Genomic DNA, 26,900 nt, shown 5'->3' with positions numbered 1-26,900 from the left:
CCTTCGGGGAAAGCCCGCTTGCCACGTCGGGGCTTTGGTGATTTAGTTTGTACACATGCGATTTTTTGCCTTGTTACAGCCAGTCAAAACTCAGAAAACAGGGGAACTGCCGTGACCGACAAGAATGGGTTTTTCGATCTCTCCAAATCCACGCTCACCCGCCGTACGGCACTGAAGGGTCTGGTCGCCGTCGCCGGCCTCGCCGTCGCGCCCGGCTTCGTCCGCTATTCCCAGGCGCAGAGTTCGGCGCCGATCAAGATCGGCTTCCAGTCGCATCGCACCGGCATCGGCGCCGCCTATGGCCGCTGGTATGAGAAGACGACGGCCGCCGCGGTCAAGGCGATCAACGCCGCCGGCGGCATCAATGGCCGTCAGGTCGAGGTGATCATCGAGGATGACGGCACCGATCCCGGCCGTGGCGCCGAGGTGGTGGGCAAGTTCGCCACTCAGCACAAGACCGACATCGTCTTCGGCACGCTGTTCTCGCATGTCGTCATCGGCTCAGCGCCCGCCGCCGGCGAAAACAAGATGCCCTATTTCGTCGTCAGCGAGGGCCACCACGTCGCCTCGACCAAGCTGAACCGCTATGTCTTCCAGCCTGGGATCACCGACGTGAAGAGCCAGATCCAGTCGATGGCGCCGTGGATCGCGGCCAATGCCGGCAAGAAGGTGACGCAGATCTTCCCCGATTTCGCCTTCGGCTACGACCACCGCGACTACCTGCCGCCAGCACTGAAGGCGCAAGGCGCCGAGGTCATCGCGCAGATCGCCATCCCGCCGACGGAATCGTCCTTCACCAAGTATTTTCCGCAGATCCCGCCCGAGACGGAAGTGATCTACCACGTCATGGTCGGCCCGGCGGTGCTCACCTTCGTCAAGGAACTCGGTGAGTTCTACGGTTCCAACCGGCCGCAATTGTTCGGCTTCATCGATTCGCTCGAGGCGACCGACATCAACAGCCCCGGTCTTGAATTCCTCGACGGCAGCCATTTCTGGGAAGGCTCGCCGCGCTATGCGCAGCCAGATGATTCCGAGGCGCAGAAGGCCTATCGCGCCGCCGTCGGCATCGACGATAATGGCGCTGCCGTCGGCGACCCCAAGGATGTCTCCACCGCAGCCCACATGTTCGGCTGCTGGGAAACGCTGTACGTCGTCAAGAAGGCGATGGAAGACGCCGGCTACAAGGGACCGGAAGACCGCGCCAAGCTGGTCGAGGCGACGGAAGCGCTGACCGAATTCGCCGAAGGTCCCGAGCATCCGCAGGGACCAAAGACCTTCAACGGCAAGATCCACCAGTGTTTTGGCATCCAGAACATCTCCAAGGTCGAAGGCGGCAAGCTCAAGGTCGTGCACAAGACCAAGATCGAGGACGGACTTTACGAGGCCGAGGGGGATTATACGACGCAGGCGCTGTGAGCTTGGTTCTTTAAGCACAGTGCCCTTCGGCCCACCCCCCTCTGTCCTGCCGGACATCTCCCCCTCAAGGGGGGAGATTGGCAGTTCATGCGAAGGCGGGTCCCTACCAGCCTTGGTGATTTGCGAAAGCTATCACTGCAAGCAATCTCCCCCCTTGAGGGGGAGATGTCCGGCAGGACAGAGGGGGGTGCACCTGGCGCCTGCCTTGGGCGTGTAGCATGCACTTCGGTCCGCACCTCCTCCTCGCCGCTCTCGAAGGCCTCGTCACATCAGCCGTGCTGGCGCTGACGGCGCTTGGGTTGTCGCTGGTGTTCGGCGTCATGCGGGTGGTCAACGTCGCGCATGGCGAGTTCTTCATGCTGGGCGCCGTGCTCGCCTGGGCGATCACCACGGCGATCGGCGGCCACCCGGCGCTCGGCTTCCTGGCGGCGCTGGTGATTGCGCCGCTGATCGTCGGCGCCATTGCGCTGGTCGCCGAACGGCTGGTGCTGCGCCGGCTCAATTACAATCCGGAAGCCACCATCGTCGCCACCATCGGCATGCTCTACATCATCCAGCAGTTGGCATTGACCTTCTACGGTCCGGAGGCGCGGCCCGTCGAGCCGCCGTTCAGCTACCGCATCCTTTTGCCGTGGTTCGGCTACTCCGGCTACAAACTGTCTGTCATCGCCACTTCGGCGCTGCTGCTCATCGCGACCTGGCTGGTGCTGACGCGCACCAAGATCGGCCTGGTCATGCGCGCCACGCAGTATGACAGCGAAACGGCGCAGGCTTTCGGCATTCCCGTCGGCCGTGTCTATGGTGGCGTCTTCGCGCTCGGTGCCATGCTGGCGGCGATAGCCGCGGTGCTGATCGTGCCGATCAGCCAGGCGCATTATCTGATGGGACAGGATCCGCTGCTGCTCTCCTTCATCGTCGTCATCATCGGCGGCCTCGGCTCGCTGCGCGGCACCGTTGTCGCCGCCGTGCTGATCGGCCTGTCGGACGGCATCATATCGATGTTCTTCTCGCCGACTTTGGCCAAGATCATCGCCACACTGCTGGTCGCCATGGTGCTGGTGTTCCGGCCTCAAGGCTTGTTCGGGACGGCATCGCGATGAGCGAAGCTTCGCCGGCAAAGGCCTATGCCCTGCATCTCGGCGTCATTGCGCTGCTGTTCGTGCTGAGCTTCCTACTGCCGGAGTATTATCACGGCCTGCTTGCCCGCATCATGGTGCTGGCGGTCTTTGCCATGGGCTACAACATGCTGTTCGGCTATGTCGGCCTGCTCAGCCTCGGCCATGCGATGTTCTTCGCCGCCGGGCTCTACGGCGCTGGCCTAGCGGTCATCCAGCTCGGCTGGAGCGTGCCGTTGGCCTTCCTCGGCGGAATTGCCTGCGGCGCTGCCCTGGCGCTCCTGATAGGCCTGCTGGCGCTGCGCACCACGGGTGTCGCCTTCATGATCGTCACCATGATGTTCGCGCAAGTGTTCTACCTCCTCATCCTCTATTTCGCGTCGTGGACCGGCGGCGACCAGGGCAGGGTCGTGCCGCAGCCGGCGCGGGTGCTCAGCTTCGGCGCGACATCGCTCGAACTCACCAACCCGACCGTGCGCTACATGACGACGCTGGCGCTGTTTTCCATCGTGCTGCTCGTCACACTGGCGATCGTCCGCTCCAAATATGGCCGCGTGCTGGTCGCCATCCGCGAGAACGAGGAGCGGACGAAGATGCTCGGCTACGACACGTTTTCGAACAAGCTCGCCGCCGTCGTCATCTCCGGCACCATCTGCGCGGCCTCTGGTGCCGCCTATGCGCTGCTGTTCGGCTATGTCGGCTCAAGCTTCGCTTCGGTGCAGTATTCGATCCTGCCGCTGCTGTGGGTCCTGCTGGGGGGCGCTGCCACGACGCTTGGGCCGCTGCTCGGCACGCTGTTCATGTATTATGTCATCGACATCACCAGCGGCTACACCTCCGCCTATCTGCTGATCGTCGGCGTAGCCCTCATCCTGCTGGTTCTGTTTTTCCCGAAAGGCATTCTGGGCAGCATCCGCCAGCGCTGGCTCGGGTGGCTGCCATGATGCCGCTTTTGACCACCAAGGGCCTTTCCCGCAACTTCGGTGGCCTGCGCGCCGTCGACAATGTCGATTTCGCGCTGATGCCGGGCGAAATCCGCGCCGTTATCGGCCCCAACGGCGCCGGGAAGACCACCTTCGTCAGCCTGGTCAGCGGCCGCATCCAGCCGTCTTCAGGCATGATCGTCTTCGACGGCGCCGACATCACCAGCCAGCCGGCCTATGTCCGGGTGCGCCAGGGCATCGCCTACACGTTCCAGATTACCAGCGTGTTTGCCAATCTCTCGGCCTACGACAACGTCGCGCTGCCGGTGCAGCGGACCTTGAGCGACGGCCGTTCGAAGGGTGCGGTGCGGGCAGGCGTCATGTCGGCGCTCGAACGCACCGGCCTGGCCGACCGCGCCCACATGCCGGCCGGGCAATTGTCCTACGGCCATCAGCGCCTGCTGGAAGTGGCGATGGGCCTGGCGCTGAAGCCGCGCCTGCTGATCCTCGACGAGCCGACGCAAGGGCTGGCCGACTCTGAGATCGACAATTTCATCAGCCTGGTGCGCGAGATCGCCAAAAACGCCACCGTGCTGCTTATCGAGCACAACATGCCTGTGGTCATGCAGCTTGCCGACCGCATCACCGTCTTCAATGCCGGCAAGATCCTCGCCGAAGGCACGCCCGAAGCGATCCGCGACAACGCGTCGGTGCAGGAAGCGTATCTGGGGACGGCCCCATGACCGAGATGAATAGGGCCGAGGCGACGTCTCAAGCACTCACCATTTCGGGGCTCGACTGCTTCTATGGCGAGGTCCAAGTGCTTTATGGCCTCGACTTGGTGCTGAACAAGGGCGAAGTGCTGTGCCTATTCGGCCGCAACGGCGCCGGCAAGACGACGACGCTGAAAGCCATCATGGGGCTGGTTCCCTCAAGTGCTGGCTCGATCAGGCTCGATGGCAAGGAATTGACAGAACTGCCGGCGCACGAGGTGCCCAAGGCCGGCGTCGCCTATGTGCCGCAAGGCAGGCGGCTGTTCGCCGAGATGACGGTCGCCGAAAACATCGAGATCGGCCTGATGGCGCGCGGCAAGGGCAAGGCGACGCGTGAAAACGTGCTCGACCTGTTCCCGCTGCTGCGCCAACGGCTGCGGCAGCGCTCCGGTACGCTGTCCGGCGGCGAGCAGCAGATGCTGGCGATGGCGCGTGCGCTCTGCCTCGAACCGCAGGTGCTGCTGCTGGACGAGCCGACCGAAGGGCTGATGCCGTCGATGATCGCCAAGATCCGCGAGACGGTTTCGAAGCTGCGCGACATGAGCGTCTCGACCATCCTCGTCGAACAGCGTGTCGATGCGGTGCTCTCGGTCGCCGATCGCGTTGCCTTCATCGAAAACGGCCGCAACCGCGAGACGGTCGATGTCGAGGAACTGCGCGCCGACCCGTCGGCGGTGAGGCGCTATGTCGGGGTGGGTTGATCAGCCAAAGAACAGAAAACCCGCTACCAAAAATATCGGGATCAGCACCAGGCCCGACCACGCCATATAGCCGAAAAAGCCCGGCATCTTCACGTCGCGATGTCGAGCTATGGCGTAGACCATGAAGTTCGGTGCGTTGCCGATATAGGTGTTGGCGCCCATGAACACGGCGCCGGCCGAGATCGCGGCAAGCGTCGAGGCAAATTCCGTCATCAGGTGCTGGGGGTCGCCCCCGGCAAGTTCGAAGAACACCAGGTAGGTCGGCGCATTGTCGAGGAAGGACGACAACGCCCCGGTCAGCCAGAAATAGGCGAGATCGTTGGGCTGGCCGGAGGGAGAACTGACGAGTGACACCAGCGGCGCCAGCGCCCCCTCATGGCTTGCCCTGAGGATGGCGATGACCGGCACGATGCAGATGAAGATGCCGGCAAACAATTTGGCCACCTCTGCTATCGGACCCCAGTTGAAGCCGTTCGCTTCGCGGTGGCTCTTGTAGGAAAGGGGAAGCGATAGCAGGGCCATTGCCAGGATGATGGCGTCGCGTAGCAGATTCTGCAGCTCGAGACCGACGCCGAACACGGAAAAGCTGACGCCCGGTTTCCAGGTTGCCGACAGCAGGATCGCGCCAATCACGCCGGCCAGCAGCGGAAGGTTGGCCAGGCCGCGCAGACGCACCTTCGTGTCCGGCGTCGGATCCTTGATCTTCGGCGCGCCAGCCTCGCGCCGGTGCAGGATGGTGTCGATGCCCAGGAAGACAGCCAGCACGACACCACCGACGAACAGCGTCTCGCGGTAGAGATTGGCTGTCGTCCAGAAGAAGTCGACGCCGCGCAGGAAGCCGACGAACAGCGGCGGATCGCCAAGCGGCGTCAGCGAGCCGCCGATGTTGGACACCAGGAAAATGAAGAAGATCACGACATGGGCATTGAACGGCCTGTTATCGTTGGCGCGCAGGATCGGCCGGATCAGGATCATCGAGGCGCCGGTCGTGCCGATCACCGAGGCCAGCAGCGCGCCGACCAGCAGCAGCCCGGCATTGACCAGCGGCGTGCCATGGATGTTGCCGGCAAGCAGGATGCCGCCGGAAATCGTGTAGAGCGCAAACAGCAGGATGATGAACGACATGTATTCGGTGAGCAGCGTATGCAGCACCGCTTCGGTCGCCGAGGAGATGCCGAAGGCAAGCGCCAGCGGCACGATCACCAGCGCCGCCCACAGGGTCGTGATCTTGCCATAGTGGTGTTCCCAGACATGATGGAAGAGCAGCGGACCGGTGGCGATCGACAACAGCAGCCCGGCGAAAGGCAGCGCCCACCACAAGGACATCACGGTGCCTGGCAGACCGTGTTCCTCCGCCGCCAAGGCCCGTGCCGGAAACAGCATGGCGACAGCGATAGCGACGACTGCCGCACACAGAGAGCTCAGATGTGGGAAAGGCCCCCTCATCCGGCCGCTACGCGGCCACCTTCTCCCCGTCGGGGAGAAGAGACGAGCTTCGGCGCCGGCGGCCTCCTCTCCCCTCGGGGAGAGGTCGGATTGCCCCGAATTGCCCTTCGCAATTCGGTTGGCAATCCGGGTGAGGGGGTTCTTGCCCAAAGGCGATAACCCTGCCTTCGGGCATAGTATCTCTGTCTGACGCCCCACGATCCGTTCAGTCCGACAGATGGTCTTCGAGCGTTACGCCTGCGTCGCGCATGCGCTGCAGCATTGTATCGAGCGAACCGTTGAGATCGATGCCACGGCAGGCGTCGAGCCGGACGGTGGTTTTGAAACCCTGGCTGACGGCGTCCAGCGCCGAGAAGGCAACGCAGAAATCGGTCGCCAGGCCGACCAGGGTCAGCGTGTCGATACCGCGCTCCCGGAGATAGCCGGCTAGGCCGGTCTGCGTCGTGCGGTCGTTCTCGAAGAAGGCCGAGTAGCTGTCGATATCAGGCCGAAATCCCTTGCGGATGACGAGCTCGGCCTTGGTCCAGGCAAGGCCGGAATGGAAATCCGAGCCGAGGCTGCCCTGGATGCAATGGTCCGGCCAGAGCGTCTGCTGTCCGTACGGCATTTCGATCATTGTGAAAGGCTGCGCGCCGGGGTGGCTGGAGGCAAAGCTGGAATGGCTGGCGGGATGCCAGTCCTGCGTCAGCACGACATGATCGGCGTGCCGGATCAGGTCGTTGACCAGCGGCACGATCTCGTCGCCGCCGGCAACCGCCAACGCTCCGCCCGGACAAAAATCGTTCTGCAGGTCGATGACAACAAGCGCTTCGTCGGCCATGGGCTTTCCTCTTCCGTATGCAGGCTCCAGTGGAAAATGCCGCTGACGCGACCGGACGCAGAAACTTGACCAGATGGCCGGCCGCGTCAACCACTAGCGGCGTAACAAATGCGTGGCAGGCGAGTTCTGGCAAACTCCGGCTTTGACAAATCCTGCCGTCTTGATATCATTTGCATACGAATGAGTTTTCCCGGCGCCGATGCCGGCAGAGTCTTTCGAAACACCGGTTTCTGGAAGACCTCTTTTCTGGAAGGCAAGGCGTGATCCGTTACGCGAAACCCACCTCGGTCGACGAAGCGCTCGCTTTGCTTGGCGAGGGCGCCTGGCGCATCCTTGCCGGCGGCACCGATTTTTATCCGGCACAAGGCAGCAAGCCGTTCCGCGACAATGTTCTCGACATTAACGGCCTGGCGTCGTTGCGCGGCATTGCCGAGACAGACGATTATTTCGTCATCGGCGCGCGCACGACTTGGACCGACCTCATCCGCCATCCCTTGCCGCCGGCCTTCGACGCGCTGAAGCAGGCGGCGCGCGAGGTCGGCTCGGTGCAGATCCAGAACGTCGCCTCGATCGCCGGCAATCTCTGCAACGCCTCGCCGGCCGCCGACGGCGTGCCTGCGCTGCTCGTCCTCGATGCCGAGGTCGAATTACGTTCTGTCGGGGCGGCGCGGCATTTGCCACTGCAGGACTTCATTCTCGGCAACCGCCGCACGGCTCTGCTGCCCGGCGAGATGGTCACGGCCATCCGCGTGCCGAAACCCAGCGGCACGTCGGCTTTCGTCAAGCTCGGCGCGCGACGCTACCTCGTCATTTCCATCGCCATGGTGGCGGCGCGTCTGGTCGTCGACAACGGCACCGTCCGGCAAGCGGCCGTCGCCGCCGGCTCCTGCTCGGTGGTGGCCAAGCGGCTGGCCGGCGTCGAGGCCGCCTTGCGTGGGCTGCCAGTGGACGGCGGGCTTGCCTATGCGGTCCTGTCCGCGCCGATGAGCGAACTGTCGCCGATCGCCGATGTGCGCGGCAGTGCCGAATATCGGCTCGATGCGGTGCGCGAGATCGTTGCCCGCGCCGTGCTTGCGGCTCTGGGGCGAACGACTGACGACGAGGTGGCGGCGGCATGAGCCAAATTCAGTCTGACGTGCGTGAAGTCCTGCCTAATCTGGGCAATGCCCAGCCAGTTTTTGGCGCTGCGCGCGCCGATATCGCCTTCGAGGTCAACGGGACCGCCATCTCGGTCAATGTGCCGCCACTGCGCCGGCTGTCCTCTGTGCTGCGCGACGAACTGGGGCTGACCGGCACCAAGGTCGGCTGCGATGCCGGCGACTGTGGCGCCTGTACGGTGCTGGTCGACGGCGATGCCGTTTGCGCCTGCCTGATGTCGGCTGCATCCGCTGCGGGCACGTCGGTGACGTCAGTTGAGGGCCTCGCCAATGGCCGGCTGTCGGCGCTGCAGGCCTCGTTTCTTGCCCATGGCGCGGCGCAGTGCGGCATCTGCACGCCGGCACTGCTGGTCGCGGCAACCGCATTACTGGACAAGCAGCCCAACCCGACCGAGGCCGAGGTGCAGGACGCGCTGGGCGGAATTCTGTGCCGCTGCACCGGCTACCGAAAGATCATCGCGGCGGTGATGGATGCTTCCCTGCAGGCAGCAAGCCTCGATTTCCGCTTGCCCCCGTCAGGCCATGCGATCGGCTCCTCGCCCATCCGGCTGGACGGCGTGCCGAAGGTCACCGGTGGCGAGAAATTCGGCGGCGATTCCTTCCCAGCCGATGCGCTGGCCGTGCTGGTGGTCCGCTCGCCGCATTACCATGCCAGCTTCGCCTTCGGTGACCTCGCCGGCTGGGCGAAAGAGCACCCCGGCGTCGCCGGTGTCTTCACCGCAGCCGACATTCCCGGAAAAAACTGTTTCGGCGTCATCGGCCCGTTCGCTGACCAGCCGGCGCTGGCCGAAGGGTTTGCTCGCCTTCGCGGCGAGGCGGTGGCGCTGGTTGCCGGCGAGCGCGAGGCTATCCTCGATCTCGATTTGTCGGATTTTCCGATCCGCTGGATCGAATTGCCGCATGTTCTCCAATCCCGCGAAGCCAAGGCCAGCGGCGCCAAGATGATTCACGAGAACCGCCCCGCGAACTTGCTGACCTCCGGCTTCGTCGAACGCGGCGATCCGGAAGCGGCGCTTGCCGGCGCGGCGTTCATCGTGTCCGGCGCCATCGACACCTCCTATGTCGAGCACGCCTATATCGAGCCGGAGGCCGGCTATGCCTATCTGGACGGCGACGCGCTGGTCGTCGTCGCCTGTACCCAAGCGCCCTATATGGACCGCGACGAAACGGCGAAGGTGCTTGGCCTTGCCGTTGACAAGGTGCGCATCGTACCGACCGCGACCGGCGGCGGATTTGGCTCCAAGCTCGACGTTTCGCTGCAGCCGCTGATCGGCCTTGTTGCGCTGAAGACCGGGCGGCCGGCGGCATTGGCCTACACCCGCACCGAATCGATGATTTCGACCACCAAGCGCCATCCAGCCGAGATGAAGGCCACCATCGGCGCCGATGCCGATGGCCTTGTCACCGGGATGATCTTTGAAGGTGACTTCAACACCGGCGCCTATGCAAGCTGGGGGCCGACGGTGGCCAATCGTGTGCCGGTGCATGCCTCCGGTCCCTATGCGACGCCCAACTATCGTGCCGAGGGCCGCGCCATCCACACGCACGGGCCGATCTCCGGCGCCTTCCGTGGCTTCGGTGTGCCGCAGGCGACCATCATGCAGGAGACGCTCTACGACGAGCTGGCCGGCAAGCTCGGCATGGACCGGCTCGAGTTTCGGCTGAAGAACTGTCTTCGGAACGGATCCGAAACGGTTACCGGACAGCTTCTGGACTCTGGTGTCGGCATTGCCGAGTGCCTCGAATCGCTGCGGCCGCATTGGGCGCGCGCGAAGGCTGATGCGGATGCATTCAACAGTGCCAACAGGGATAGAAAGCGCGGCGTCGGCGTTGCGTCCTGCTGGTACGGCTGCGGCAACACCTCACTGCCCAATCCGTCGACCATCCGGGTCGGCGTAGCGGCCGACGGGACCGTCATCCTGCACCAGGGCGCCGTCGATATCGGCCAGGGTTCCAACACCGTCATCACCCAGATCTGCGCCGACGCGCTCGGCCTGCCGCTGGATAAATTCAGGCTCAGGAGCGCCGATACGGCGATCAGTCCGGATGCCGGCAAGACTTCGGCCTCGCGCCAGACTTTCGTCACCGGCAAGGCCGCCGAAAAGGCCGGCCGCGCCTTGCGCGAAACGATCCTGCGTTTTGCCAATGTTTCGGAAAAGGCAGCTCTGCAACTGGACAGTTCGGCGATCGTCATCCGCGAGGGCGAAGCCACGCGCCGCATCGATCTTGCCTCGCTCGACGTGGATGCCGACGGCTTCGTCTTCCGCGCCGAGGAAACCTACGATCCGCCGACGCTGCCTCTCGATACCAAGGGCCAGGGCAAACCCTACGCCGTCTACGGCTATGGCGCGCAGCTCGCCGAACTGGAGGTCGACCTCAAACTTGGTACGGTGAAGCTGCTGAAAATCACCGCAGCGCACGATGTCGGCAAGGCGATCAACCCGCTGCTGGTCGAGGGCCAGATCGAAGGCGGCATCGCGCAAGGCATCGGCATGGCGCTGATGGAAGAGTATATCCCCGGCCGCACCGAGAATTTGCACGATTATCTCATCCCCACAATTGGCGATGTGCCGCCGATCGAGACCATTCTTATAGAAGTTCCGGACCCGGAAGGACCCTTTGGTGCCAAGGGTCTGGGCGAGCATGTGCTGATCCCGACGGCGCCGGCGATCCTCAACGCCATCCGCCACGCCACCGGCGTGCTGGTCACCAAGGTTCCGGCCACGCCGACGCGTATCCGCGCTGGCATCCGCAAAAAAGATGGCATTCGCGAAAAGGAGGCACGCCGATGAGCGAGCTTGCCGAGCGTTTCGAAACCCATGATCCCGGCGAGAAGCTGGTGGCGGAGAAGATCCGCTGCGATGCCTGCCCGGTGATGTGCTACATCGCCGATGGGCGCACCGGCGCCTGCGACCGCTACGGCAATGTCGGCGGCAGGATCGTGCGGATGGACCCGTTGACCATCCTCGACCATGCGGCTGAGACCGGCCTGGCAATAGTGCCTTTCGTCGCCGAGGGCGAGGATTGGGACGGCGAACTGGTCAACACCGGACGGCGCTTCGTCACGGCAATTGGCGCCGGCACCACCTATCCTGACTACAAGCCGGCGCCGTTCATCGTCAGCCAGGAGGTCGAGGGCGTCGATCTCGTCACCGTCGTCACCGAAGGCATCTTCTCCTACTGCGGCGTCAAGGTGAAGATCGACACCGATCGTCATATCGGACCCGAAACGGCTATTGTGCGGTCGCAAGGCGAAGCGATCGGCCATGTCACGACGGGCGAATATGGCTCGCAGATGCTGTCGCTGGGCGGTGTGCACCATCTGACCGGCGGCTCCAAGGCCGAGGGCCGCGCCACCTGCGACGCGCTGCTCAATCTGTGCAACCGCAAGCCGGTGGAGCTCGCCATCGACGGCGGCGCCACCATAACAGTCGAAGCCGGCAAAGCGCCTGTTATCGACGGCAAGCAGGAACACCGCATGCGCGTCGGCTGCGGCTCGGCCACCATCGGCATGTTCGCCACGCAATGGCGCGGCCTGGTCGACGAGGTGGTGGTGGTCGACGACCACATCACCGGCGTCGTCTCCGAGCATCAGGCGGGCAAGGTGCTGGGCTGGCAGGATACGGGTATAAAAATCGTCGGCCGCCGTTCGACGCCGGGCCGCTATTTCAAGGTCTCCGAACCTGGCCTCGGCTGGGGCGGCACCAGCATTTCCGACCCACTGTCGATCCTCGGCGAATGGAACGCCAAGAAGGGCGCGCGGCCGGGCCTGTCGCTGCTGATGGTTTCGACCACCGGCGAACAGTTCGCCTACTACGAGCTGGATGACGAGCTGAAGCCGGTGCAAAAACCGTTCCCGGAGCGGCTGCAAAAGTCGGTTGGGCTGATTGAGGACAATTGCGAGCCGGCGTTGTGCACCGTGCTGTTCATCGGCGGTGCCGGTGGCTCGCTGCGCGCCGGCGTCACCGAAAACCCGGTCAACCTCACCCGCTCGGTTCAGGGCCTGACCACCTATGTGACGGTCGGCGGCGCGCCGGTCTATGTCTGGCCAGGCGGCGGCATCACGCTGATGGTCGATGTCACCAGGGTGCCGGAGGGCGCCTTCGGCTATGTGCCGACACCGGCGCTGGTGGCACCGATCGAATTCACCCTGCGCCGCGACGACTACATCAGGCTGGGCGGCTATGAGGCCGAGATCCGCAGCGTCGAGGACATCGTTGCCAAGGGTGGCGAATACCTTAATCCGCGACGCGGCACCGGTGCGCCGGCCAGCAACCCATGGCCCCCGCTGGCGCAACTGCGCCGCGCTGCATCGAACGAGACTGGGTGATGGACGGCCCGCAAACGCATTGGCTGCAGGACGGCAAGCGGCTGCATCTCAACCATGGGCCGATCGACCTGATCATCGAGGTTTTTGGCGAGGCACACGAATGCCGCCAGGCCTATGAGCAGGCCGTAGCGCGGTTCCAGAGCGTTTTGACCGAGCTGGTCGATGAACTTCCTGAACTGCGCCGTCCCGCGTCGGGGCACCCTCGCCTGTTCTCCGGTCCGACAGCGCGGCGCATGGAGGCGGCTGTCGTGCCGCTGGCGGAAAAATTCATCACTCCGATGGCCGCCGTTGCCGGATCGGTAGCCGACGAAATACTTGGCGCACTGCTGGCCGGCAGTCGGCTCGATCGCGCCTATGTCAACAATGGCGGCGACAGCGCTATCCATCTCGGCGCCGGCCAGTCGATGACGCTTGCCATCGCCGGCACCGGACACGGTCTCGCCGACCGCATCACCATCCGCGCCGGAGATGGCGTGCGTGGCGTTGCCACCAGCGGCTGGCGGGGCCGCTCGTTTTCGCTCGGCATTGCCGACGCCGTCACCGTGCTCGCGCGGACCGGCGCCGAAGCCGATGCCGCCGCGACATTGATCGCCAACGCCGTCGACGTGGCCCACCATCCGGCCATCCGGCGTGTGCCGGCGCGCGATCTGGCGCCGGACAGCGACCTTGGCGACCGGCTGGTGACGCAAGAGGTCGGCCGGCTTTCTCCGTCAGAGATCGCCAGGGCGCTGGACGGCGGGCTTGCCGTCGCCGAAGATTTCCGCCGCGGGGGATTGATCGCCGCATCGGCGCTGTTTCTTGCCGGCCAGACCCGCATCTGTGGTTCCATGGCGCTTGCCGCGCCCAACAAAATCCTAGGGAAGGAAGTTGCCCATGCCTGAGTTTCCGATCCGCAAGATCGCGGTGCTGACCGAAGAGATCTTTCACGAGGGCGGGCCGGTGGCCCAGGTGCCGCGCCGTCGCGCCGCCGCCATGGCGCTGGTGAAAAACCCGTTCGCCGGGCGCTATGTCGAAGATCTGCAGAGCGCCATGGACGATTTGAAGCCGCTCGGCCTGCTGCTCGCCGACCGGCTGATCGCGGCGCTCGGCGGCGACGTCAAGCAGATCGACGGCTATGGCAAGGGCGCCATTGTCGGCACCGCGGGCGAACTCGAACACGGTGCGCTTTGGCATGTGCCCGGCGGCTACGCCATGCGCGAGCGGCTCGGCGACGCCAAGGCGATCGTGCCATCGGCCAAGAAGGTCGGCGCTTTCGGTTCGAAGCTCGACGTACCGCTCGGCCATATCAACGCCGCCTATGTGCGCAGCCATTTCGACGCCATGGAGGTCGGCATGTCCGACGGCCCGCGACCCGACGAGATCCTGTTCTGCCTTGCCATGACCTGCGGCCCGCGCGTGCACGACCGCATGGGCGGGCTGGCGGCCGACGACATAAAAGCCTGGGACGGATTGCGGTGAGCGCCGAGGACAATCTGCTGAAGCTGGTTGAGGCCGAAGAGCCTGACGACCAGGATTACCTCCTGCAGGAGCAGGTCGGCTTCATCCTGCGCAAGGCGCATCAGCGCCATGTCGCGATCTTTGCCGCGCATATCGGCGATCTGACGCCGCCGCAATTCGCGGCGCTGGCCAAGCTTCGTGACGTCGGCGAGACCTCGCAGAACCAGCTAGGCACGCTGATCGCCATGGACGCGGCGACGGTCAAGGGCGTCATCGACCGGCTGAAGGCGCGCGGCCTGGTCGAGCTTTCCAAGCACGAGGTCGACAAAAGGCGGCTGCTGGTCAATCTGACCGCAGAAGGCCGCGACGCCATCGAGCGCCTGATCCCGCTGGCCCGCGAGATCACAAGGGAAACGCTGGCACCGCTCTCGGCCAAGGAGATCGCCACGTTCATGAGATTGCTGGCGAAGCTGGCGTAGGTGCGGCGGCGAGGTCCTTTCCTCTCCCTCCGGAGGGGGGAGAGGTGGCGCTGCGAAGCAGCGACGGAGTGGGGGAACCACCTGGCAACCGCCGCCAACGAATATTGAAGGGGGACCAGGGCGCAAGAATCTTCCTGCACCGCGCCAAGGGTCGACCCCCACTCCGTCGAGCTGCGCTCGACACCTCTCCCCCGATCGACGGGGGAGAGGAAGGGTGCCAAGCTGTCCCTGGGACGAAGAACCTGGACCTTGGGCCGGCACTTATCCCCGGGAAAACTCAGAGACCGTTGTCCTTCAGTACCTGGGCGGCGTTTTCCTTGGTGATCTTCTCGGTCGGCAAAGTGATGGTCTTTTCGACCTTCTCGCCGTTGAGGAACTTGATCGCCTGGCGCAGGCCTTCGGCGCCGGGGGTGACGTAGGTGAAGGTCGCCGTCAGCTCGCCCTTGTTCACCATCTGCACGCCTTCGTTGGGCAGGCCGTCGATGCCGATGAACTTGATGTCCTTCTCGCGGCCGACATCCTTGGCGGCGAGATAGGCGCCATAGGCCATCGGGTCGTTGTGGCCGTAGACGAGATCGATCTTCTCGTTGCTCTTCAGCGCGTTGGCCATCAAATTGTAAGCCTGGTCCTGCTTCCAGTCGCCCGATTGCTGGTCGAGCAGATATTTGATGCCCGGTTCCTTGTCGGTGAATTCATGGAAGCCGTCATGACGGTCATGCGCCGGCTGGGTACCCATGCCGCCCCAGATCTCGACGACATTACCTGATGCTTTGCCCTTGCCGCCAAGCAGCTCGACGGCGTATTCACCCGCCGCGCGACCGATCAGCGCGTTGTCGCCGCCGACGAACTGCGTGTAGTCCTTGGTGTCGACATTGCGGTCGAGCACGAAGACCGGGATCTTGGCGTCGATCGCCTGCTGCACGACGCCGGTGAGGCCGGCGGATTCCTTCGGCGACACCAGCAGCGCGTCGACCTCCTGACGGATCAGGTTCTCGACATCGGCGACCTGCTTTTCGGTCTTGTCCTCGCCGTCGGTGATGATCAGCTCAACCTCGGGATGCTTGGCGGCTTCGGCCAGGATGTCCTTGTTGAACTGCGCGCGCCAGGGTTCGATGGTCGTCACCTGGGAGAAGCCGATCTTCCACTTCTTGTCCTGCGCGAACGCATTGCCGGTGGTCAGCAGCGCGGTGGTGGTCAGCAGTGCAGCGGTCATGGCGGCAAGCTTCAGCATGTCACGTCGTTTCATTTTTTGTTTCCTCCGAGATTGAGAGACGGTGTCTCTTGCGACGGCCGCTTTGCCGCGGCCGTTTCCTTGTGCGCCGATTGCCCGCCGGGCAGGCGCAGATAGGCCAGGAGATCACCGGCATTGCGCTCCTGCACGAGCACGGTGCCGATGATGATCATCCCCTTCAGCACGAGCTGAAGGTTCGAATTGATGTTGTGGAGCTGTAATATGTTGGAGAGCAGCCCGAAGATCAGCACACCGCAGAATGTGCCTATGAGGCTGCCGCGCCCGCCCATCAGGCTGGTGCCGCCGATGACGACGGCGGCGATGGCGTCGAGTTCCAAACCGGCGCCGGCGTCCGGTTTGCCCTGCCGGTATTGCGCGACATAGAGCACGGCGGCGATGCCGGCGAGCAGGCCGGAGATGGCATAGGTTGCGATCTTGACACGGCCGGCGGCGATGCCCGAGAGCCGCGCCGCCTCCTCATTGCCGCCGATGGCATAGACATAGCGGCCGAACGGCGTGAAGCGCAGCACCGCGCCATAGATCAGGATGGCGCCGAGGAAGAACAGGCCGGGCATCGGGATGATGCCGAACACCAGCGACCGCAGGATCTCGAAATCGGCGGTGGCGTTGGAGCCGGTATAGACTGGCAGCACCGCATTGTTCTGGCCGGCGGTCAGCCGGGCGATGCCGAGCGCCGTCACCATCATCGCCAGGGTGACGATGAAAGGCTGCAGGCGTCCGGCAACGATGATGAAGCCGTTGAGCGCACCGAACAGCAGCCCCACGCATGGCGCCACCAAGAGCACGCCGAGCACGCCGAATTTCGGCTCGATCTGCGGCAGCAGAAACCACAGCGACAGGCAGCACAAGACCACGCCGACGACAGCCGGCGTGACCAGGCCACGAATACCGTCAAGCCTGATCTCGCGGACGAGATTGGCGCTGGCGCGGGATTTTGCGAGGTTCTGGAAGATGAAGCGGGTGACGACGAAACCGAGGCAAAGCGCCACCAGGGCGACGGTCGGCACGCCCAGCACGACGCCTGGCGTCACGCCTGGAACCGTCAGCAGCATGGCACAGACCACCGAGCAGATGGCCATCAGCGAGCCGACGGAGAGGTCGATGCCGCCGGTGATGATGACCGCCGTCATACCGGTGGCGATCAGGCCGGTGGTCGAGACCTGGCGCAGCACGTCGAGCAGATTGCCGTAAGAGAGGAAGATGTTGTTGCCCTTCGAGCTCATCGGCGAGCCCAGGACGCCGATCAGGAAGATGGCGATCAGGCCCCAATAGAGCTTGGTTCGGGACAGGAGTTTCAGGGCAGTCATGCGGCTGGTCTCGATATGGTCCGGCGCGGGGCGGCGAGGCGCATGATGGCCTCCTCGCTTGCCTCATCGCGGGAAAGAATGCCTGTCTGGCGGCCATCGGCCATCACCAGGATGCGGTCGGAGAGATGCAGAAGCTCCGGCAGTTCGGAACTGATGACGGCGATGGCAAGGCCGTCGCGCGCCAGTTGGAAGATCAGGTCGTAGATCTCGCGCTTGGCGCCGACATCGATGCCACGTGTCGGCTCGTCCAGCAACAGCACCCTTGGCTTGGTCGCCAGCCACTTGCCGATGACGACCTTCTGCTGGTTGCCGCCCGACAGCGTGCCGGCGGGCTGGTCGATATCCTGGCAGCGAATGCCGAGCGCCTTGACCGCCTGCCGCGCCAGCCCCTGCTCGCCGGCCAGCGAGCGGATGCCGAAGCGCGCCAACGAACCGACAAGCGGCAGCGCGACATTGTCCGTGATCGAGGCCTGCAGATGCAGCCCTTGCGTCTTGCGGTCCTCGGTCACCAGCGCGATGCCCAGCCGCCTTGCGTCGCGGGGCGAACGGATATCCACGGGTCGGCCGTCGACCTGGATTTCGCCGCCGGTGCGGCCGTCGCTCGAGCCGAAGATCGCCTCCAGGATCTCGGTGCGGCCCGAACCCAGCAGCCCGCCAATACCAAGGATTTCTCCGGCGGCAAGATCGAAGCCGACGCCGTCGATCACCGTGCGCCAGCCATGAGCATCGGGTTTCGATAGCGACAGCTTCTCGACCGAAAGCACGATCTTGCCACTGGTGTTGCGCTCTTCCTGCGAGGAAGCGAGCAGATTGCGGCCGACCATCGCCGAAATGATCGCATCTTCGTCGAGCCTGTCCATCGGCTTGGTCAGCACATGGCGGCCGTCGCGAAACACGGTAACGCGGCTGGCCAGATGCATCACCTCGTCGATACGGTGCGAGATGTAGACGATGGCGACGCCGCTTTCGGCAAGCTGGCGGATGATGCGGAACAGCCGCTGGCATTCGGCCGGCGACAGCGCCGAGGTCGGCTCATCCATGATCAGGATGCGTGCCGACATCGACAGTGCCTTGGCGATCTCGACCAGCTGCTGCTCGCCGACGCGCAAAGCACCGACACGGGCTTCTGGATCGAGTTCGATGCCGAGCCGCTGCAACAGAGCGGCGGCGGCGCGGCTGCTCGCCTTGCGGTCGACGATCAGCCCGGCGATCAGCTTCTCACGGCCGAGGAAGATGTTGTCGGCAACGCTGAGCTCGGGCACCAGGTTGAGCTCCTGGTGGATGATGGCGATGCCGGCATCCTCGGCGTCGCGCACGCCGGCGAAGCTGACCGGCCGGCCATCGACGCTGACCGTGCCTTCGTAACCGGTGTAGACGCCGGAGAGGATTTTCATCAGCGTCGACTTGCCGGCGCCGTTCTCGCCCATCAAGGCATGGACCTCGCCGCGCCGCAGGTCGAAACCGACATCGACCAAAGCGGCGATGCCGCCGAAGCTCTTGGAAATATGCTCGGCGCTCAGAACCGTGTCTGAACGATCGGCCGCACCGTGCTCCAGGGAAAGGGAACTGCTCTCTTGCATGACAATGGCGGCCTCCCTTCCGTCGTCGTCAACTTCCCGCAAACGCTAATCTAAACGTTTCGATCATGTCAAGCCGATATAAAGGTGCCAGAAGTTTGATGCATTTCGATTCTTGCTTAAAAGGACAGGATTCCGTAGGTATTGGCGGCAAGGGGCGGCGAAACGTTTCGAAAATGACAGCGTCAGGGCGAAAAAAACACCGCAAATCCACAGCACCCACCATGCTTCACGTGGCCGAAGCGGCGCGTGTCTCGGTCGCCACCGTGTCGGCGCTGATCAACGGCACGGCGACGGTCAGCCCGGAGCTCAGCCAGCGCATCGAACAGGCGATCCGCGATATCGGCTACAAGCGCAATGCCATCGCCCGCAGCCTGAAGATGGGCACGACCCGCACCATCGGGCTGACGGTGCCGCACATCACCAACCCGTTCTTCACCGATGTCGTCTCGGTGATCCAGCAGGCCTTCGACCGGGCCGGCTATGCCGTCATGCTGTGTTGCACGGATGAGGATCTAAACACCCAGGACGACCAGATCAGGCTGCTGCTCGACCGCATGGTCGACGGGCTGATCGTGGCGCGGGTCGGCGACGGTGCGATCCTCAAGCGGATCGTCGATGACGCCAATGTGCCGGTGGTGCTGCTCGACCGTATCTGCGAAGGCGTCGATACCGATGCCGTGGTGCTGGACAACCAGCGTGCGGTGTTCGACGCCATCACCTATCTGATCAATCTCGGCCACCGGCGCATCGGCTACATCACCGGCACGTCGGACATTTCACCGATGCATGACCGCATGGCGGGGTATCGCGAGGCCCTTCACACCGCCGGCCTGCCGATCGCCGAGGAGCTGATCCGATTCGGCAACTTCCACGAGATCGACGGCTACAACGCCACCATGCAGATGCTTTCCTCGCATGACCGGCCGAGCGCGATCTTCTCGGCCAACAATCCGATGGTCATCGGCACCATGAAGGCGATCCGCGACATCGGCCTGTCCTGCCCGGAAGACATTTCGGTCGCCTGTTTCGACGATTTTCCATGGTCCGACGTGTTCCAGCCGCAGCTCACCACGGTGGCGCAGCCGGTGCAGGCAATTGGCGAGCAGGCCGCCAATCTCCTGCTTGACCGTCTCGCCGGCAACAGAGACGCACCGCCGCGCAAGCTGCTGCTCAAGGGCCGGCTGATGATCCGCAATTCATGCCGCCCGCTAGGGGCGACGGTGCAGAGTGTGAGCGCTTAGTTTTCGCGCTTCAGCGGGTCAGAGCTTGAACGCTTCCAAACAAAGCTCATGCAGTTTCGGAAAGACGCCCTTGCCGCCCGTGATGACCAGCGTTCCCTGCTGCAGCACCGTCTTCGGATCGGGCTTCACGACCACCCCGCCGGCTTCCTCGACCAGAAGCATGCCGGCCAGGCAATCCCAGGCATTCATATGCTGTTCGACATAGCCGAGCAGCCGACCGGCGGCGACGTAGGCGAGCATCAGCGCGCCCGACGCATTGCGGAAGAAAACGCCGCCATCGGCCATAAGCGCGCGGATCAGCACGGCGATATTTTCGGTATCGGCGCGGTTCGAAAATCCGGTCCCGACAGAACCATCCTCGATGCTGGCGGCCGCACTGGTCCTGATCGGCCGGCCGTTGACGAAGGCGCCGCCGCCGAGCCTGCCGTGAAACGTCTCGCCGGTCGACGGCTCATGGATAACGCCAACCACGGCCTCTCCCTCCCTGGCGCAGGCGATCACCACGCACCAGGCCGGGATGCCGCGCACGAAATTGGCGGTGCCGTCGATGGGGTCGATGACCCAGACATAGCCGGTCTGGCCGGCAACCGAGGCATGCTCCTCGCCGACGATGCCGTCTTGCGGATAGTCGACGGCGATTGCCGCGCGGATGAACAGCTCGACCTCGCGGTCCGCTTGCGAGACCAAATCCTGATGGCCCTTGCTCTCGATGGTCAGGTTTTCCAGGTCGCGGAAATATCCCAGGCCGAGTTCGCCTGCCCGCTGCGCCAGATCGATGGCAAATTGCATGCGGGCGTCATGGTCATTATTCACGGGGGGCGCTCGATCTTGTGGAAGGGTGACTTGCCTTTAGCAGAGGCGGGCAGCACCTACCAAGCCAAGAGTGTCGCGTCCTGAGAAAGTCAGGCCGCCTGCGAGAGCGATTTGTGCGCCTCGGCCAGAATCTCGAACGACCGCACCCGCGCCGCATGGTCGAATATCTGCGCGGTGACCATCAGCTCGTCAGCGCCGGTACGGCGCACGAAGGCATCGATGCCTTGCTGGACAGTTTCCGGAGAGCCGACAACAGCGCAGGACAGCGCCTGGCCAAGCATGGTCTTGGCCATCGGATCGAGATCGCGGTCATAGTCCTCGACGGGCGGCGGCAGCCGACCGGGCCGGCCGGTGCGCAGATTGACGAAAGCCTGCTGCAGCGAAGTGAACAGCAGCCTGGCCTCTGCATCGGTGGGCGCGGCAATGACGTTGAGGCCGAGCATGACATGCGGCTTGTCGAGCTGCTCCGACGGCTGGAAGCGCGAGCGGTAGATGTCCAGCGCGTGGTCCAGCTCCGCCGGCGCGAAATGCGAGGCGAAGGCGTAGGGCAGCCCGAGCATGGCGGCGAGCTGCGCGCCATAGAGGCTGGAGCCGAGGATCCAGATCGGCACATTCTGGCCTTCGCCGGGCACGGCTCGGATGCGCTGGCCTTCCTCGGCCGGCTGGAAATAACCCATCAGCTCAACGACATCCTGCGGGAAATTGTCGACGCCGGCTTCGAGGTTGCGACGCAAGGCGCGGGCCGTGCCCATGTCAGTGCCGGGCGCGCGGCCAAGGCCGAGATCGATGCGGCCCGGATGCAACGCGGCCAGCGTTCCGAACTGCTCGGCAATCACCAGCGGCGAATGGTTGGGCAGCATGATGCCGCCGGCACCGACACGAATGGTCTTCGTGCCACCGGCGACATGAGCGATGACGACAGCGGTTGCCGCGCTGGCAATCCCCGGCATGTTGTGATGTTCGGCCAGCCAGTAGCGCTTGTAGCCCAATCGCTCGGCATGGCGGGCGAGATCGAGTGAGTTGGCCAGCGACTGCGAGGCATCGCTGCCTTCGACGATCGGCGACAGGTCGAGAACGGAGAGAGCGGTCATGGGTGGGATCCTGTGTCAGGACCGCATGTAGGAAGCGCCCGGCGGCGCCGCAAATTCAAAAATATTGATCAGCCTTTGACAGCTTCAGTGTCGGCGATGTCGTCCTCCTCGACGACGGCCGCGTGCTGCGCGGCGAGAAAATTGCCGACATGGCTGAGCCCGTCGAAATGATCGCAGAACACCTTGATGACGACCAGCAGCGGCACCGCCATCAAGGCGCCGACGAAGCCCCACAGCCATGACCAGAAGGCGATGGCGATGAAGATCGCCACGGCGTTGATCTCCAGACGCCGGCCGACAACCATCGGCGTCACGAACTGGCCTTCGACGGTGTCGCACAAGATCACGAAGGCCGGCGCCAGAAGCGCGTAGAAGATGGTGTCGAAGCTGATCAGCGCGATGATCGTGACAAGCACGATGGAGATCAGCGCTCCAACGTAAGGTAGGAAGTTGAGCAGCGCGGCAGCGACTCCCCAGACCAGCGGGTTGGGCATTCCGAGCGCCCACAGACCGAGAGCGATGACCGTGCCGAGGCCGGCATTGATGATGGTGACGGTGAGCAGATAGTGCGAGATTTCGCGCTCGACATCATAGACGACGCGCAGCGCCCGCTTCTTTTCGCTGAGACTGGCGAAGGACTGAATGATCTTTTCATAAAACATCGTGCCGGATGCAAGCAGAAACAGCGACAGCACGAAAATGATGGTGAGGCTTGTTCCCGCCGACAGGATATTGCTGGCGGCCGCCGACAGAACGCCGGACTGCGCCACGGCTACCTTCTGGATGCCCGGCTCCTGCGACGTCTCGGTCAACTGTTCGATCTGGTGCGAAATCTGCATGATCCTCTCAAGCGGGCGGCGCAATTGCGCCAGCCGTTCGGTGAGCTGCTGGCCGATCGACGAGGTGTTGTTGATGAGGTCGATGATCGGGCCGCTGAGCAAATAGCCGGCGGTGGCGAACACACAGATAGACAACAGCACCAGAAGGGTTGCCGAGACCACTTCGGGGATGCCGTGCTTGCGCAGCAGCCGGACGATCGGCGTCAGCGTCAGCGCCAGCAGGAAAGCCAGGAGCACGGGCATGAAGAAGGCGCGGGCGAAGTAGAGCGCATAGATGGCCATCAACAGGAAGATGCCGATGAGCAGCGAACGCATCAGATGCGTGTCGGCGCGAGCCGCGACGCGCGAATCCGACTCTTCGGCTGCGGCTTGGCCCAAGGCAGTGGGTTCGGTTTTCATGCTCGCCCCTCGGGCCGACGCCCCTCAGCGATCGGCAATTGCCTGCATGAAACGCAGAGTTACGGGCGCAGGTTCCATGAGCCGGCTTCCGGAATGAGGCCTGATCGAACGGGCTGCGGGCGAGCCGCCCGCCGCTCAGGCGACAGGCGCTGCCAGCGCCGACGCAGCCTTGGCCGTTTCCTTGCGCACGATCGGCGCCACCCTGGTGCCGTAGAGTTCGATCGCCTTCATGATCTTGGCATGCGGCATGGTGCCGATCGCCATCTGCAGCAGGAAGCGGTCGTTGTTGAAGATCTTGTGCTGGGCGACGATTTTTTCGGCGACCTGCTCGGGACTGCCGACGAACAAGGCGCCGTTGGGGCCGCGTGACTGGTCGAAATGCGCCCGCGACGTCGGACCCCAGCCGCGCTCGCGGCCGATGCGGTTCATCACCTCCGCCTGCGGGCCGTAAAAATCGTCGGCCGCCTGCTCGGTCGTTTCGGCGATGAAGCCGTGCACGTTGATGCTGGTGGCAAGGCCCGCCGGATTGCTGCCGGCGCGCTTGGCGGCCTCACGGTAGAGATCGAACAGCGGCGCGAAGCGCGCCGGCTCGCCGCCGATGATGGCGAGCGCCAGCGGCAGGCCGAGCGCGCCGGCGCGGGCGGCAGACTGCGGCGTGCCACCAATGGCGATCCAGACCGGCAGCCTGTCCTGGAACGGCCTGGGATAGACGCCGCGATCATTGATCGATGCGCGCAGATTGCCGGACCAGGTGACTTTCACGCTATCGCGGATGGCGAGTAGCAGGTCGAGCTTTTCGGCGAAGAGCTCGTCATAGTCCTCGAGGTTGTAGCCGAACAGCGGGAAGGATTCGATGAACGAGCCGCGCCCGGCCATGATCTCGGCGCGGCCGCCCGACAGAAGGTCAAGCGTGGCGAATTGCTGGAAGACGCGCACCGGGTCGTCGGAAGACAGAACGGTGACGGCGCTTGTCAGTTTGATGCGCTTCGAGCGCTCGGCGGCGGCGGCCAGGGCCACGACCGGTGCCGAGGCGGCATAATCAGGCCGATGATGCTCGCCAAGCCCGAAGACGTCCAGGCCAACCTGGTCGGCCAGTTCGACCTCCTCGATCAGGTTGCGCAGCCGCTCATGCGGGCCGATGGCGCCGGGACCCGGCTGTGGACTGACGTCGGCGAATGTGTAGAGACCGAGTTCCATCTGATGTCATCCTGGTGTTGGGTTTTGTCGCTAGACGTAGCGATGCGTTTGTCACCCCGCCAGTGGGGCGGACGGTGAACAGTGCATGTCGGATTTCGGCCGAAAAGGCGTCTCCCGGCTGCAACAGCCGACAATTTCATGGCTGCCATGCCGTTTTGGCGCTTGAACTCTCGGTTTTCGCGCGTATGTAAGCGTCGCGAATTGACTTCAGGGAAGTGGACTTGGCTATCTACAGGGAAAAAGACGTTTTCGAGCGGCGCAACGCCGCAAACGAGGCAAAGAAGGCGCTCCTCGAGCGCTTCAAGGCAAAGCCGGCGGCGGATGATCCCGCAGTGCTGGCACGGCAGGCCGAACGCAAGGCGATCCTCGCGGCTCGCGAAATTCGTGAGGCCGAAAAGGCCCGGCTGAAGCAGGAAAAGCTGGCACGCGAAGCGGTCGAGAAGGCCGAGCGCGAGGCAGCAGCCGAGGCGGCACGTATCGCCGCGGAGGAAGCTGCGCAGGCTGAGGCCAAGATTCGGGAATCCGAAGAGAACGAGCGCATCGCTCGTTTTCTGGCCGACGAAGCCGAACGCAAGGCCAAGCGTGACGCGCGTTATGCGGCACGCAAGCAGCGCACCGGCAGGACGCCTCCGGGCTTTTCCGCCCGCTAGCCTCCAAGCTACCGAAGCAATCTGCTTCGAGATCAGGGTCGCCTCGCAGCGGCCCTGATTGTGTTTGTCCCATGCATGTCGCCCAAAAGTGGTCCCGGTTTTGGGAGGACGACATGCATAAAAACAAGAACCTAAAGCGCTATGATCAGGCGGCGAACTTCAGCCCCATGATGCCGCAGACGATGAGCGCGATGCAGACCAGCCTGATCGCGGTGGCTGGCTCGCCGAGCAGCCAGATTCCGAGCAGTGCCGTCCCGACGGTGCCGATACCGGTCCATACCGCATAGGCGGTACCGACGGGCAACGCCTTCAGCGCCAGGCCGAGCAGAGCAAGGCTGACGACCATCGAGGCAACGGTCAGCACCGTCGGCACCAGCTTCGAGAAGCCATCGGTGTATTTGAGGCCGATTGCCCAGCCGATCTCGAACAGGCCGGCAAAAAACAGAAGAATCCACGACATCGACAACGCTCCATCAGAGCATCGGACCGAAAGTGAAAATCGGAGGCCGATGCTCAATCAAACAATGGCGGGTCGTCCCGTCGGGAATTTTGGGGAAGCGCGAGGTCGTCCCCGCCACGCCAATATAGGAATTTCGGGCGCTCGATCAACAGCGGCCGGCAACAGTGTTGCCGGCCGTAATCCTATTCCGAAGTGGATGGCCGGACCTACTTGTCCTTGAGCTTCATCGCCTTGACCGGCGGCGCCTTCAGCGCGGGAGCCGGGGCGGGCTTCTTGGCATCCTTCTTCGGCTTGCGGGCCTCCTTGCCTGCCTTCATCGCACCTTTAGCCATGATTCGTTCCTCCGATTGCGGGAAGCCAAGTGAAACAAGAGAAACGCCCGACTGCAAGGGGCTAGCGACTGCCGCCGCCGCCAGCGGATCGCTTTCAACCGGTTTCTAGAGCAATTCACCGTTTCGTGGAAACAGTGAATTGCTCTAACTCTTTGTTTTGACGCAATTCCGGACGGAAAACCGCTTCACACTTTTTCTGGAATTGCTCTAATTTGCTCGTAAACCCTGGCGGTCCGTGCCATGGTCATTTTCGCACTGCAGCATCAACCCGTGCCTTCGCCGGGTGATCGTCAGGCAGGGCCGGTCAGGACGACAATGCGAATCCACATCGGCTGCGAGATGAGCTTCGATTTTCCGCAGGAAACGCCGCTCATCGCGATGCTGAATGTTCACTATTCCCGTGCCTCCGATCTCGAGCGGCCGGATTTCCTGATCTCCAACCCGCCGGTGCCGATCGAAAGCTATCGCGACAGCTTCGGCAATTGGTGCAATCGGTTCGTCGCGCCGCCCGGGCGGTTCACCTTCGGCACGGACGCCGTGATCCGCGACTCTGGCACCTTCGAGATGGGCGACCTGATGGCCTGGCAGCACGAGGTGCGCGACTTGCCGGCGGACACGCTGCTGTTCCTGCTGCCCAGCCGTTTTTGCGAGAGCGACCTTCTCGCTGATGAGGCGTGGCGGCTATTTGGGCATACACCGCTGGGCATTCCGCGCGTGCAGGCGGTGTGCGACTTCGTCCACAACCACATCGTCTTCAACTACGGCAATGCGCGGCCGACGCGGACCGCCGCGGAGGCCTACCGGGAACAGAGCGGCGTGTGCCGTGACTACGCGCATCTCGCCGTCGCCTTCTGCCGGGCGCTCAACATCCCGACGCGCTATTGCACCGGCTACATCAGCGACATCGGCATGCCTAAGCCGTGGGCAAGTATGGATTTCTGCGCCTGGATCGAGGTCTATCTCGGCGGCCGCTGGCACGCATTCGACCCGCGCAACAATGCGCCGCGCATCGGCCGCATCCTGATCGCCTCCGGCCGCGACGCGGCTGATGTGCCGCTGACCCATATTTTCGGACCGGGCACGCTTGCTGGCTTCAAGGTTTGGACCAGCGAGATGGTCGACTAGCCGCCGTCCTCTGCCCG

At 63.9% G+C, this 26,900-nt stretch carries 25 protein-coding genes; 14 read left to right on the top strand and 11 right to left on the bottom strand.

Features of this window, described 5'->3' with window-relative positions; genetic code table 11:
* Positions 1-111: 111 nt before the first annotated feature.
* The 5 genes from ACSQ3L_RS03730 (at position 112) to ACSQ3L_RS03710 (ending at position 4,928) form a co-directional block, all read left to right on the top strand.
* On the top strand, positions 112-1,416 hold the full coding sequence (locus ACSQ3L_RS03730; RefSeq protein ID WP_436158710.1) for an ABC transporter substrate-binding protein: 1,305 nt from the start codon (positions 112-114) through the stop codon (positions 1,414-1,416).
* Positions 1,417-1,634: 218 nt separating this feature from the next.
* Entirely contained in the window at positions 1,635-2,516 is an 882-nt protein-coding gene (locus ACSQ3L_RS03725) for a branched-chain amino acid ABC transporter permease (RefSeq protein ID WP_436158709.1), read from the top strand.
* Positions 2,513-3,475 carry a branched-chain amino acid ABC transporter permease gene (locus ACSQ3L_RS03720; RefSeq protein ID WP_436158708.1) on the top strand — a complete coding sequence of 321 codons (963 nt, stop codon included), beginning with the start codon at positions 2,513-2,515 and terminating at the stop codon, positions 3,473-3,475. The genes ACSQ3L_RS03725 and ACSQ3L_RS03720 overlap by 4 nt, the downstream gene beginning before the upstream one ends.
* A complete protein-coding gene (locus ACSQ3L_RS03715) occupies positions 3,472-4,197 on the top strand; it encodes an ABC transporter ATP-binding protein (protein WP_436158707.1) in 726 nt (241 codons plus the stop codon). The genes ACSQ3L_RS03720 and ACSQ3L_RS03715 overlap by 4 nt, the downstream gene beginning before the upstream one ends.
* Positions 4,194-4,928: an ABC transporter ATP-binding protein gene (locus tag ACSQ3L_RS03710; protein ID WP_436158706.1), complete on the top strand. Its 735-nt coding sequence runs from the start codon at positions 4,194-4,196 to the stop codon at positions 4,926-4,928. Before ACSQ3L_RS03715 ends, ACSQ3L_RS03710 begins: the two co-directional genes overlap by 4 nt.
* Here the strand turns inward: ACSQ3L_RS03710 and ACSQ3L_RS03705 are convergent, their stop codons facing one another.
* Together ACSQ3L_RS03705 and pncA are read right to left on the bottom strand one after the other, a co-directional pair.
* On the bottom strand, positions 4,929-6,374 hold the full coding sequence (locus tag ACSQ3L_RS03705) for a sodium:proton antiporter (RefSeq protein ID WP_436158705.1): 1,446 nt from the start codon (positions 6,372-6,374) through the stop codon (positions 4,929-4,931).
* A gap of 205 nt (positions 6,375-6,579) precedes the next feature.
* Entirely contained in the window at positions 6,580-7,194 is a 615-nt protein-coding gene (pncA, locus tag ACSQ3L_RS03700) for a bifunctional nicotinamidase/pyrazinamidase (protein ID WP_436158704.1), read from the bottom strand.
* A gap of 260 nt (positions 7,195-7,454) precedes the next feature.
* Here pncA and ACSQ3L_RS03695 point away from each other — a divergent pair, with 260 nt between their 5' ends.
* The 6 genes from ACSQ3L_RS03695 to ACSQ3L_RS03670 are packed head-to-tail and all read left to right on the top strand — an operon-like array spanning position 7,455 to position 14,597.
* Entirely contained in the window at positions 7,455-8,312 is an 858-nt protein-coding gene (locus tag ACSQ3L_RS03695; RefSeq protein WP_436158703.1) for an FAD binding domain-containing protein, read from the top strand.
* Complete coding sequence (locus ACSQ3L_RS03690; RefSeq protein ID WP_436158702.1) at positions 8,309-11,143, top strand: molybdopterin-dependent oxidoreductase; 2,835 nt, start codon at positions 8,309-8,311, stop codon at positions 11,141-11,143. The genes ACSQ3L_RS03695 and ACSQ3L_RS03690 overlap by 4 nt, the downstream gene beginning before the upstream one ends.
* On the top strand, positions 11,140-12,681 hold the full coding sequence (locus ACSQ3L_RS03685) for a 6-hydroxynicotinate reductase (protein WP_436158701.1): 1,542 nt from the start codon (positions 11,140-11,142) through the stop codon (positions 12,679-12,681). The genes ACSQ3L_RS03690 and ACSQ3L_RS03685 overlap by 4 nt, the downstream gene beginning before the upstream one ends.
* Positions 12,681-13,562: a UPF0280 family protein gene (locus tag ACSQ3L_RS03680; RefSeq protein WP_436158700.1), complete on the top strand. Its 882-nt coding sequence runs from the start codon at positions 12,681-12,683 to the stop codon at positions 13,560-13,562. The genes ACSQ3L_RS03685 and ACSQ3L_RS03680 overlap by 1 nt, the downstream gene beginning before the upstream one ends.
* Complete coding sequence (locus ACSQ3L_RS03675) at positions 13,555-14,139, top strand: amino acid synthesis family protein (protein WP_436158699.1); 585 nt, start codon at positions 13,555-13,557, stop codon at positions 14,137-14,139. Before ACSQ3L_RS03680 ends, ACSQ3L_RS03675 begins: the two co-directional genes overlap by 8 nt.
* Entirely contained in the window at positions 14,136-14,597 is a 462-nt protein-coding gene (locus ACSQ3L_RS03670; RefSeq protein ID WP_436158698.1) for a MarR family winged helix-turn-helix transcriptional regulator, read from the top strand. Before ACSQ3L_RS03675 ends, ACSQ3L_RS03670 begins: the two co-directional genes overlap by 4 nt.
* A 277-nt stretch (positions 14,598-14,874) precedes the next feature.
* Here ACSQ3L_RS03670 and ACSQ3L_RS03665 read toward each other — a convergent pair whose 3' ends face one another.
* From ACSQ3L_RS03665 to ACSQ3L_RS03655, 3 genes are read right to left on the bottom strand one after another with little or no spacing between them, the layout of a single operon-like run.
* Positions 14,875-15,843, bottom strand: a complete 969-nt coding sequence (locus tag ACSQ3L_RS03665; protein WP_436158697.1) for a substrate-binding domain-containing protein — start codon at positions 15,841-15,843, stop codon at positions 14,875-14,877.
* Positions 15,840-17,156, bottom strand: coding sequence for an ABC transporter permease (locus ACSQ3L_RS03660; protein ID WP_436158696.1), 1,317 nt, complete (start codon positions 17,154-17,156; stop codon positions 15,840-15,842). The genes ACSQ3L_RS03665 and ACSQ3L_RS03660 overlap by 4 nt, the downstream gene beginning before the upstream one ends.
* Positions 17,153-18,736, bottom strand: a complete 1,584-nt coding sequence (locus tag ACSQ3L_RS03655) for a sugar ABC transporter ATP-binding protein (RefSeq protein WP_436158695.1) — start codon at positions 18,734-18,736, stop codon at positions 17,153-17,155. The genes ACSQ3L_RS03660 and ACSQ3L_RS03655 overlap by 4 nt, the downstream gene beginning before the upstream one ends.
* A gap of 221 nt (positions 18,737-18,957) precedes the next feature.
* Between ACSQ3L_RS03655 and ACSQ3L_RS03650 the strand changes: the two genes are divergently transcribed.
* Positions 18,958-19,977, top strand: coding sequence for a LacI family DNA-binding transcriptional regulator (locus ACSQ3L_RS03650; RefSeq protein WP_436158694.1), 1,020 nt, complete (start codon positions 18,958-18,960; stop codon positions 19,975-19,977).
* Positions 19,978-19,995: 18 nt separating this feature from the next.
* On the opposite strand, the gene ACSQ3L_RS03645 is transcribed toward ACSQ3L_RS03650, so the two are convergent.
* From ACSQ3L_RS03645 to ACSQ3L_RS03630, 4 genes are all read right to left on the bottom strand, one after another.
* Positions 19,996-20,766 (bottom strand): inositol monophosphatase family protein, encoded by a 771-nt coding sequence (locus ACSQ3L_RS03645; RefSeq protein ID WP_436158693.1) that lies wholly within the window; start codon positions 20,764-20,766, stop codon positions 19,996-19,998.
* A 113-nt stretch (positions 20,767-20,879) separates the two neighbouring features.
* Positions 20,880-21,881 carry an LLM class flavin-dependent oxidoreductase gene (locus ACSQ3L_RS03640; RefSeq protein ID WP_436158692.1) on the bottom strand — a complete coding sequence of 334 codons (1,002 nt, stop codon included), beginning with the start codon at positions 21,879-21,881 and terminating at the stop codon, positions 20,880-20,882.
* A 68-nt stretch (positions 21,882-21,949) separates the two neighbouring features.
* Positions 21,950-23,119, bottom strand: a complete 1,170-nt coding sequence (locus ACSQ3L_RS03635) for an AI-2E family transporter (RefSeq protein ID WP_436158691.1) — start codon at positions 23,117-23,119, stop codon at positions 21,950-21,952.
* Positions 23,120-23,254: 135 nt separating this feature from the next.
* Positions 23,255-24,316: an LLM class flavin-dependent oxidoreductase gene (locus tag ACSQ3L_RS03630; RefSeq protein ID WP_436158690.1), complete on the bottom strand. Its 1,062-nt coding sequence runs from the start codon at positions 24,314-24,316 to the stop codon at positions 23,255-23,257.
* Between the two features lie 221 nt (positions 24,317-24,537).
* Here ACSQ3L_RS03630 and ACSQ3L_RS03625 point away from each other — a divergent pair, with 221 nt between their 5' ends.
* Entirely contained in the window at positions 24,538-24,966 is a 429-nt protein-coding gene (locus tag ACSQ3L_RS03625) for a DUF6481 family protein (protein ID WP_023761392.1), read from the top strand.
* A 145-nt stretch (positions 24,967-25,111) separates the two neighbouring features.
* Here the strand turns inward: ACSQ3L_RS03625 and sugE are convergent, their stop codons facing one another.
* Positions 25,112-25,426 (bottom strand): quaternary ammonium compound efflux SMR transporter SugE, encoded by a 315-nt coding sequence (gene sugE, locus ACSQ3L_RS03620; RefSeq protein WP_436158689.1) that lies wholly within the window; start codon positions 25,424-25,426, stop codon positions 25,112-25,114.
* A gap of 206 nt (positions 25,427-25,632) precedes the next feature.
* Positions 25,633-25,758 (bottom strand): hypothetical protein, encoded by a 126-nt coding sequence (locus tag ACSQ3L_RS03615; protein ID WP_013528464.1) that lies wholly within the window; start codon positions 25,756-25,758, stop codon positions 25,633-25,635.
* 315 nt (positions 25,759-26,073) lie between these two features.
* On the opposite strand from ACSQ3L_RS03615, the gene ACSQ3L_RS03610 reads away from it, so the two are divergent.
* Positions 26,074-26,883 carry a transglutaminase-like domain-containing protein gene (locus tag ACSQ3L_RS03610; RefSeq protein ID WP_436158688.1) on the top strand — a complete coding sequence of 270 codons (810 nt, stop codon included), beginning with the start codon at positions 26,074-26,076 and terminating at the stop codon, positions 26,881-26,883.
* Positions 26,884-26,900 lie beyond the last annotated feature (17 nt).

Source organism: Mesorhizobium sp. LjRoot246, assembly GCF_964254115.1.
In the GTDB taxonomy this organism is placed as follows: domain Bacteria; phylum Pseudomonadota; class Alphaproteobacteria; order Rhizobiales; family Rhizobiaceae; genus Mesorhizobium.
This window is presented reverse-complemented; position numbering and strand designations above follow the sequence as displayed.

Excerpts from the sequence above, each read along its gene's own strand:
- ACSQ3L_RS03725 (WP_436158709.1), top strand. The coding sequence starts at position 1,635 with ATGCACTTCGGTCCGCACCTCCTCCTCGCCGCTCTCGAAGGCCTCGTC.
- ACSQ3L_RS03720 (WP_436158708.1), top strand. The coding sequence starts at position 2,513 with ATGAGCGAAGCTTCGCCGGCAAAGGCCTATGCCCTGCATCTCGGCGTC.
- ACSQ3L_RS03715 (WP_436158707.1), top strand. The coding sequence starts at position 3,472 with ATGATGCCGCTTTTGACCACCAAGGGCCTTTCCCGCAACTTCGGTGGC.
- ACSQ3L_RS03710 (WP_436158706.1), top strand. The coding sequence starts at position 4,194 with ATGACCGAGATGAATAGGGCCGAGGCGACGTCTCAAGCACTCACCATT.
- ACSQ3L_RS03705 (WP_436158705.1), bottom strand. The coding sequence starts at position 6,374 with ATGAGGGGGCCTTTCCCACATCTGAGCTCTCTGTGTGCGGCAGTCGTC.
- pncA (WP_436158704.1), bottom strand. The coding sequence starts at position 7,194 with ATGGCCGACGAAGCGCTTGTTGTCATCGACCTGCAGAACGATTTTTGT.
- ACSQ3L_RS03690 (WP_436158702.1), top strand. The coding sequence starts at position 8,309 with ATGAGCCAAATTCAGTCTGACGTGCGTGAAGTCCTGCCTAATCTGGGC.
- ACSQ3L_RS03685 (WP_436158701.1), top strand. The coding sequence starts at position 11,140 with ATGAGCGAGCTTGCCGAGCGTTTCGAAACCCATGATCCCGGCGAGAAG.
- ACSQ3L_RS03680 (WP_436158700.1), top strand. The coding sequence starts at position 12,681 with ATGGACGGCCCGCAAACGCATTGGCTGCAGGACGGCAAGCGGCTGCAT.
- ACSQ3L_RS03675 (WP_436158699.1), top strand. The coding sequence starts at position 13,555 with ATGCCTGAGTTTCCGATCCGCAAGATCGCGGTGCTGACCGAAGAGATC.
- ACSQ3L_RS03665 (WP_436158697.1), bottom strand. The coding sequence starts at position 15,843 with ATGAAACGACGTGACATGCTGAAGCTTGCCGCCATGACCGCTGCACTG.
- ACSQ3L_RS03660 (WP_436158696.1), bottom strand. The coding sequence starts at position 17,156 with ATGACTGCCCTGAAACTCCTGTCCCGAACCAAGCTCTATTGGGGCCTG.
- ACSQ3L_RS03655 (WP_436158695.1), bottom strand. The coding sequence starts at position 18,736 with ATGCAAGAGAGCAGTTCCCTTTCCCTGGAGCACGGTGCGGCCGATCGT.
- ACSQ3L_RS03650 (WP_436158694.1), top strand. The coding sequence starts at position 18,958 with ATGCTTCACGTGGCCGAAGCGGCGCGTGTCTCGGTCGCCACCGTGTCG.
- ACSQ3L_RS03645 (WP_436158693.1), bottom strand. The coding sequence starts at position 20,766 with ATGCAATTTGCCATCGATCTGGCGCAGCGGGCAGGCGAACTCGGCCTG.
- ACSQ3L_RS03640 (WP_436158692.1), bottom strand. The coding sequence starts at position 21,881 with ATGACCGCTCTCTCCGTTCTCGACCTGTCGCCGATCGTCGAAGGCAGC.
- ACSQ3L_RS03635 (WP_436158691.1), bottom strand. The coding sequence starts at position 23,119 with ATGAAAACCGAACCCACTGCCTTGGGCCAAGCCGCAGCCGAAGAGTCG.
- ACSQ3L_RS03630 (WP_436158690.1), bottom strand. The coding sequence starts at position 24,316 with ATGGAACTCGGTCTCTACACATTCGCCGACGTCAGTCCACAGCCGGGT.
- sugE (WP_436158689.1), bottom strand. The coding sequence starts at position 25,426 with ATGTCGTGGATTCTTCTGTTTTTTGCCGGCCTGTTCGAGATCGGCTGG.
- ACSQ3L_RS03615 (WP_013528464.1), bottom strand. The coding sequence starts at position 25,758 with ATGGCTAAAGGTGCGATGAAGGCAGGCAAGGAGGCCCGCAAGCCGAAG.
- ACSQ3L_RS03610 (WP_436158688.1), top strand. The coding sequence starts at position 26,074 with ATGCGAATCCACATCGGCTGCGAGATGAGCTTCGATTTTCCGCAGGAA.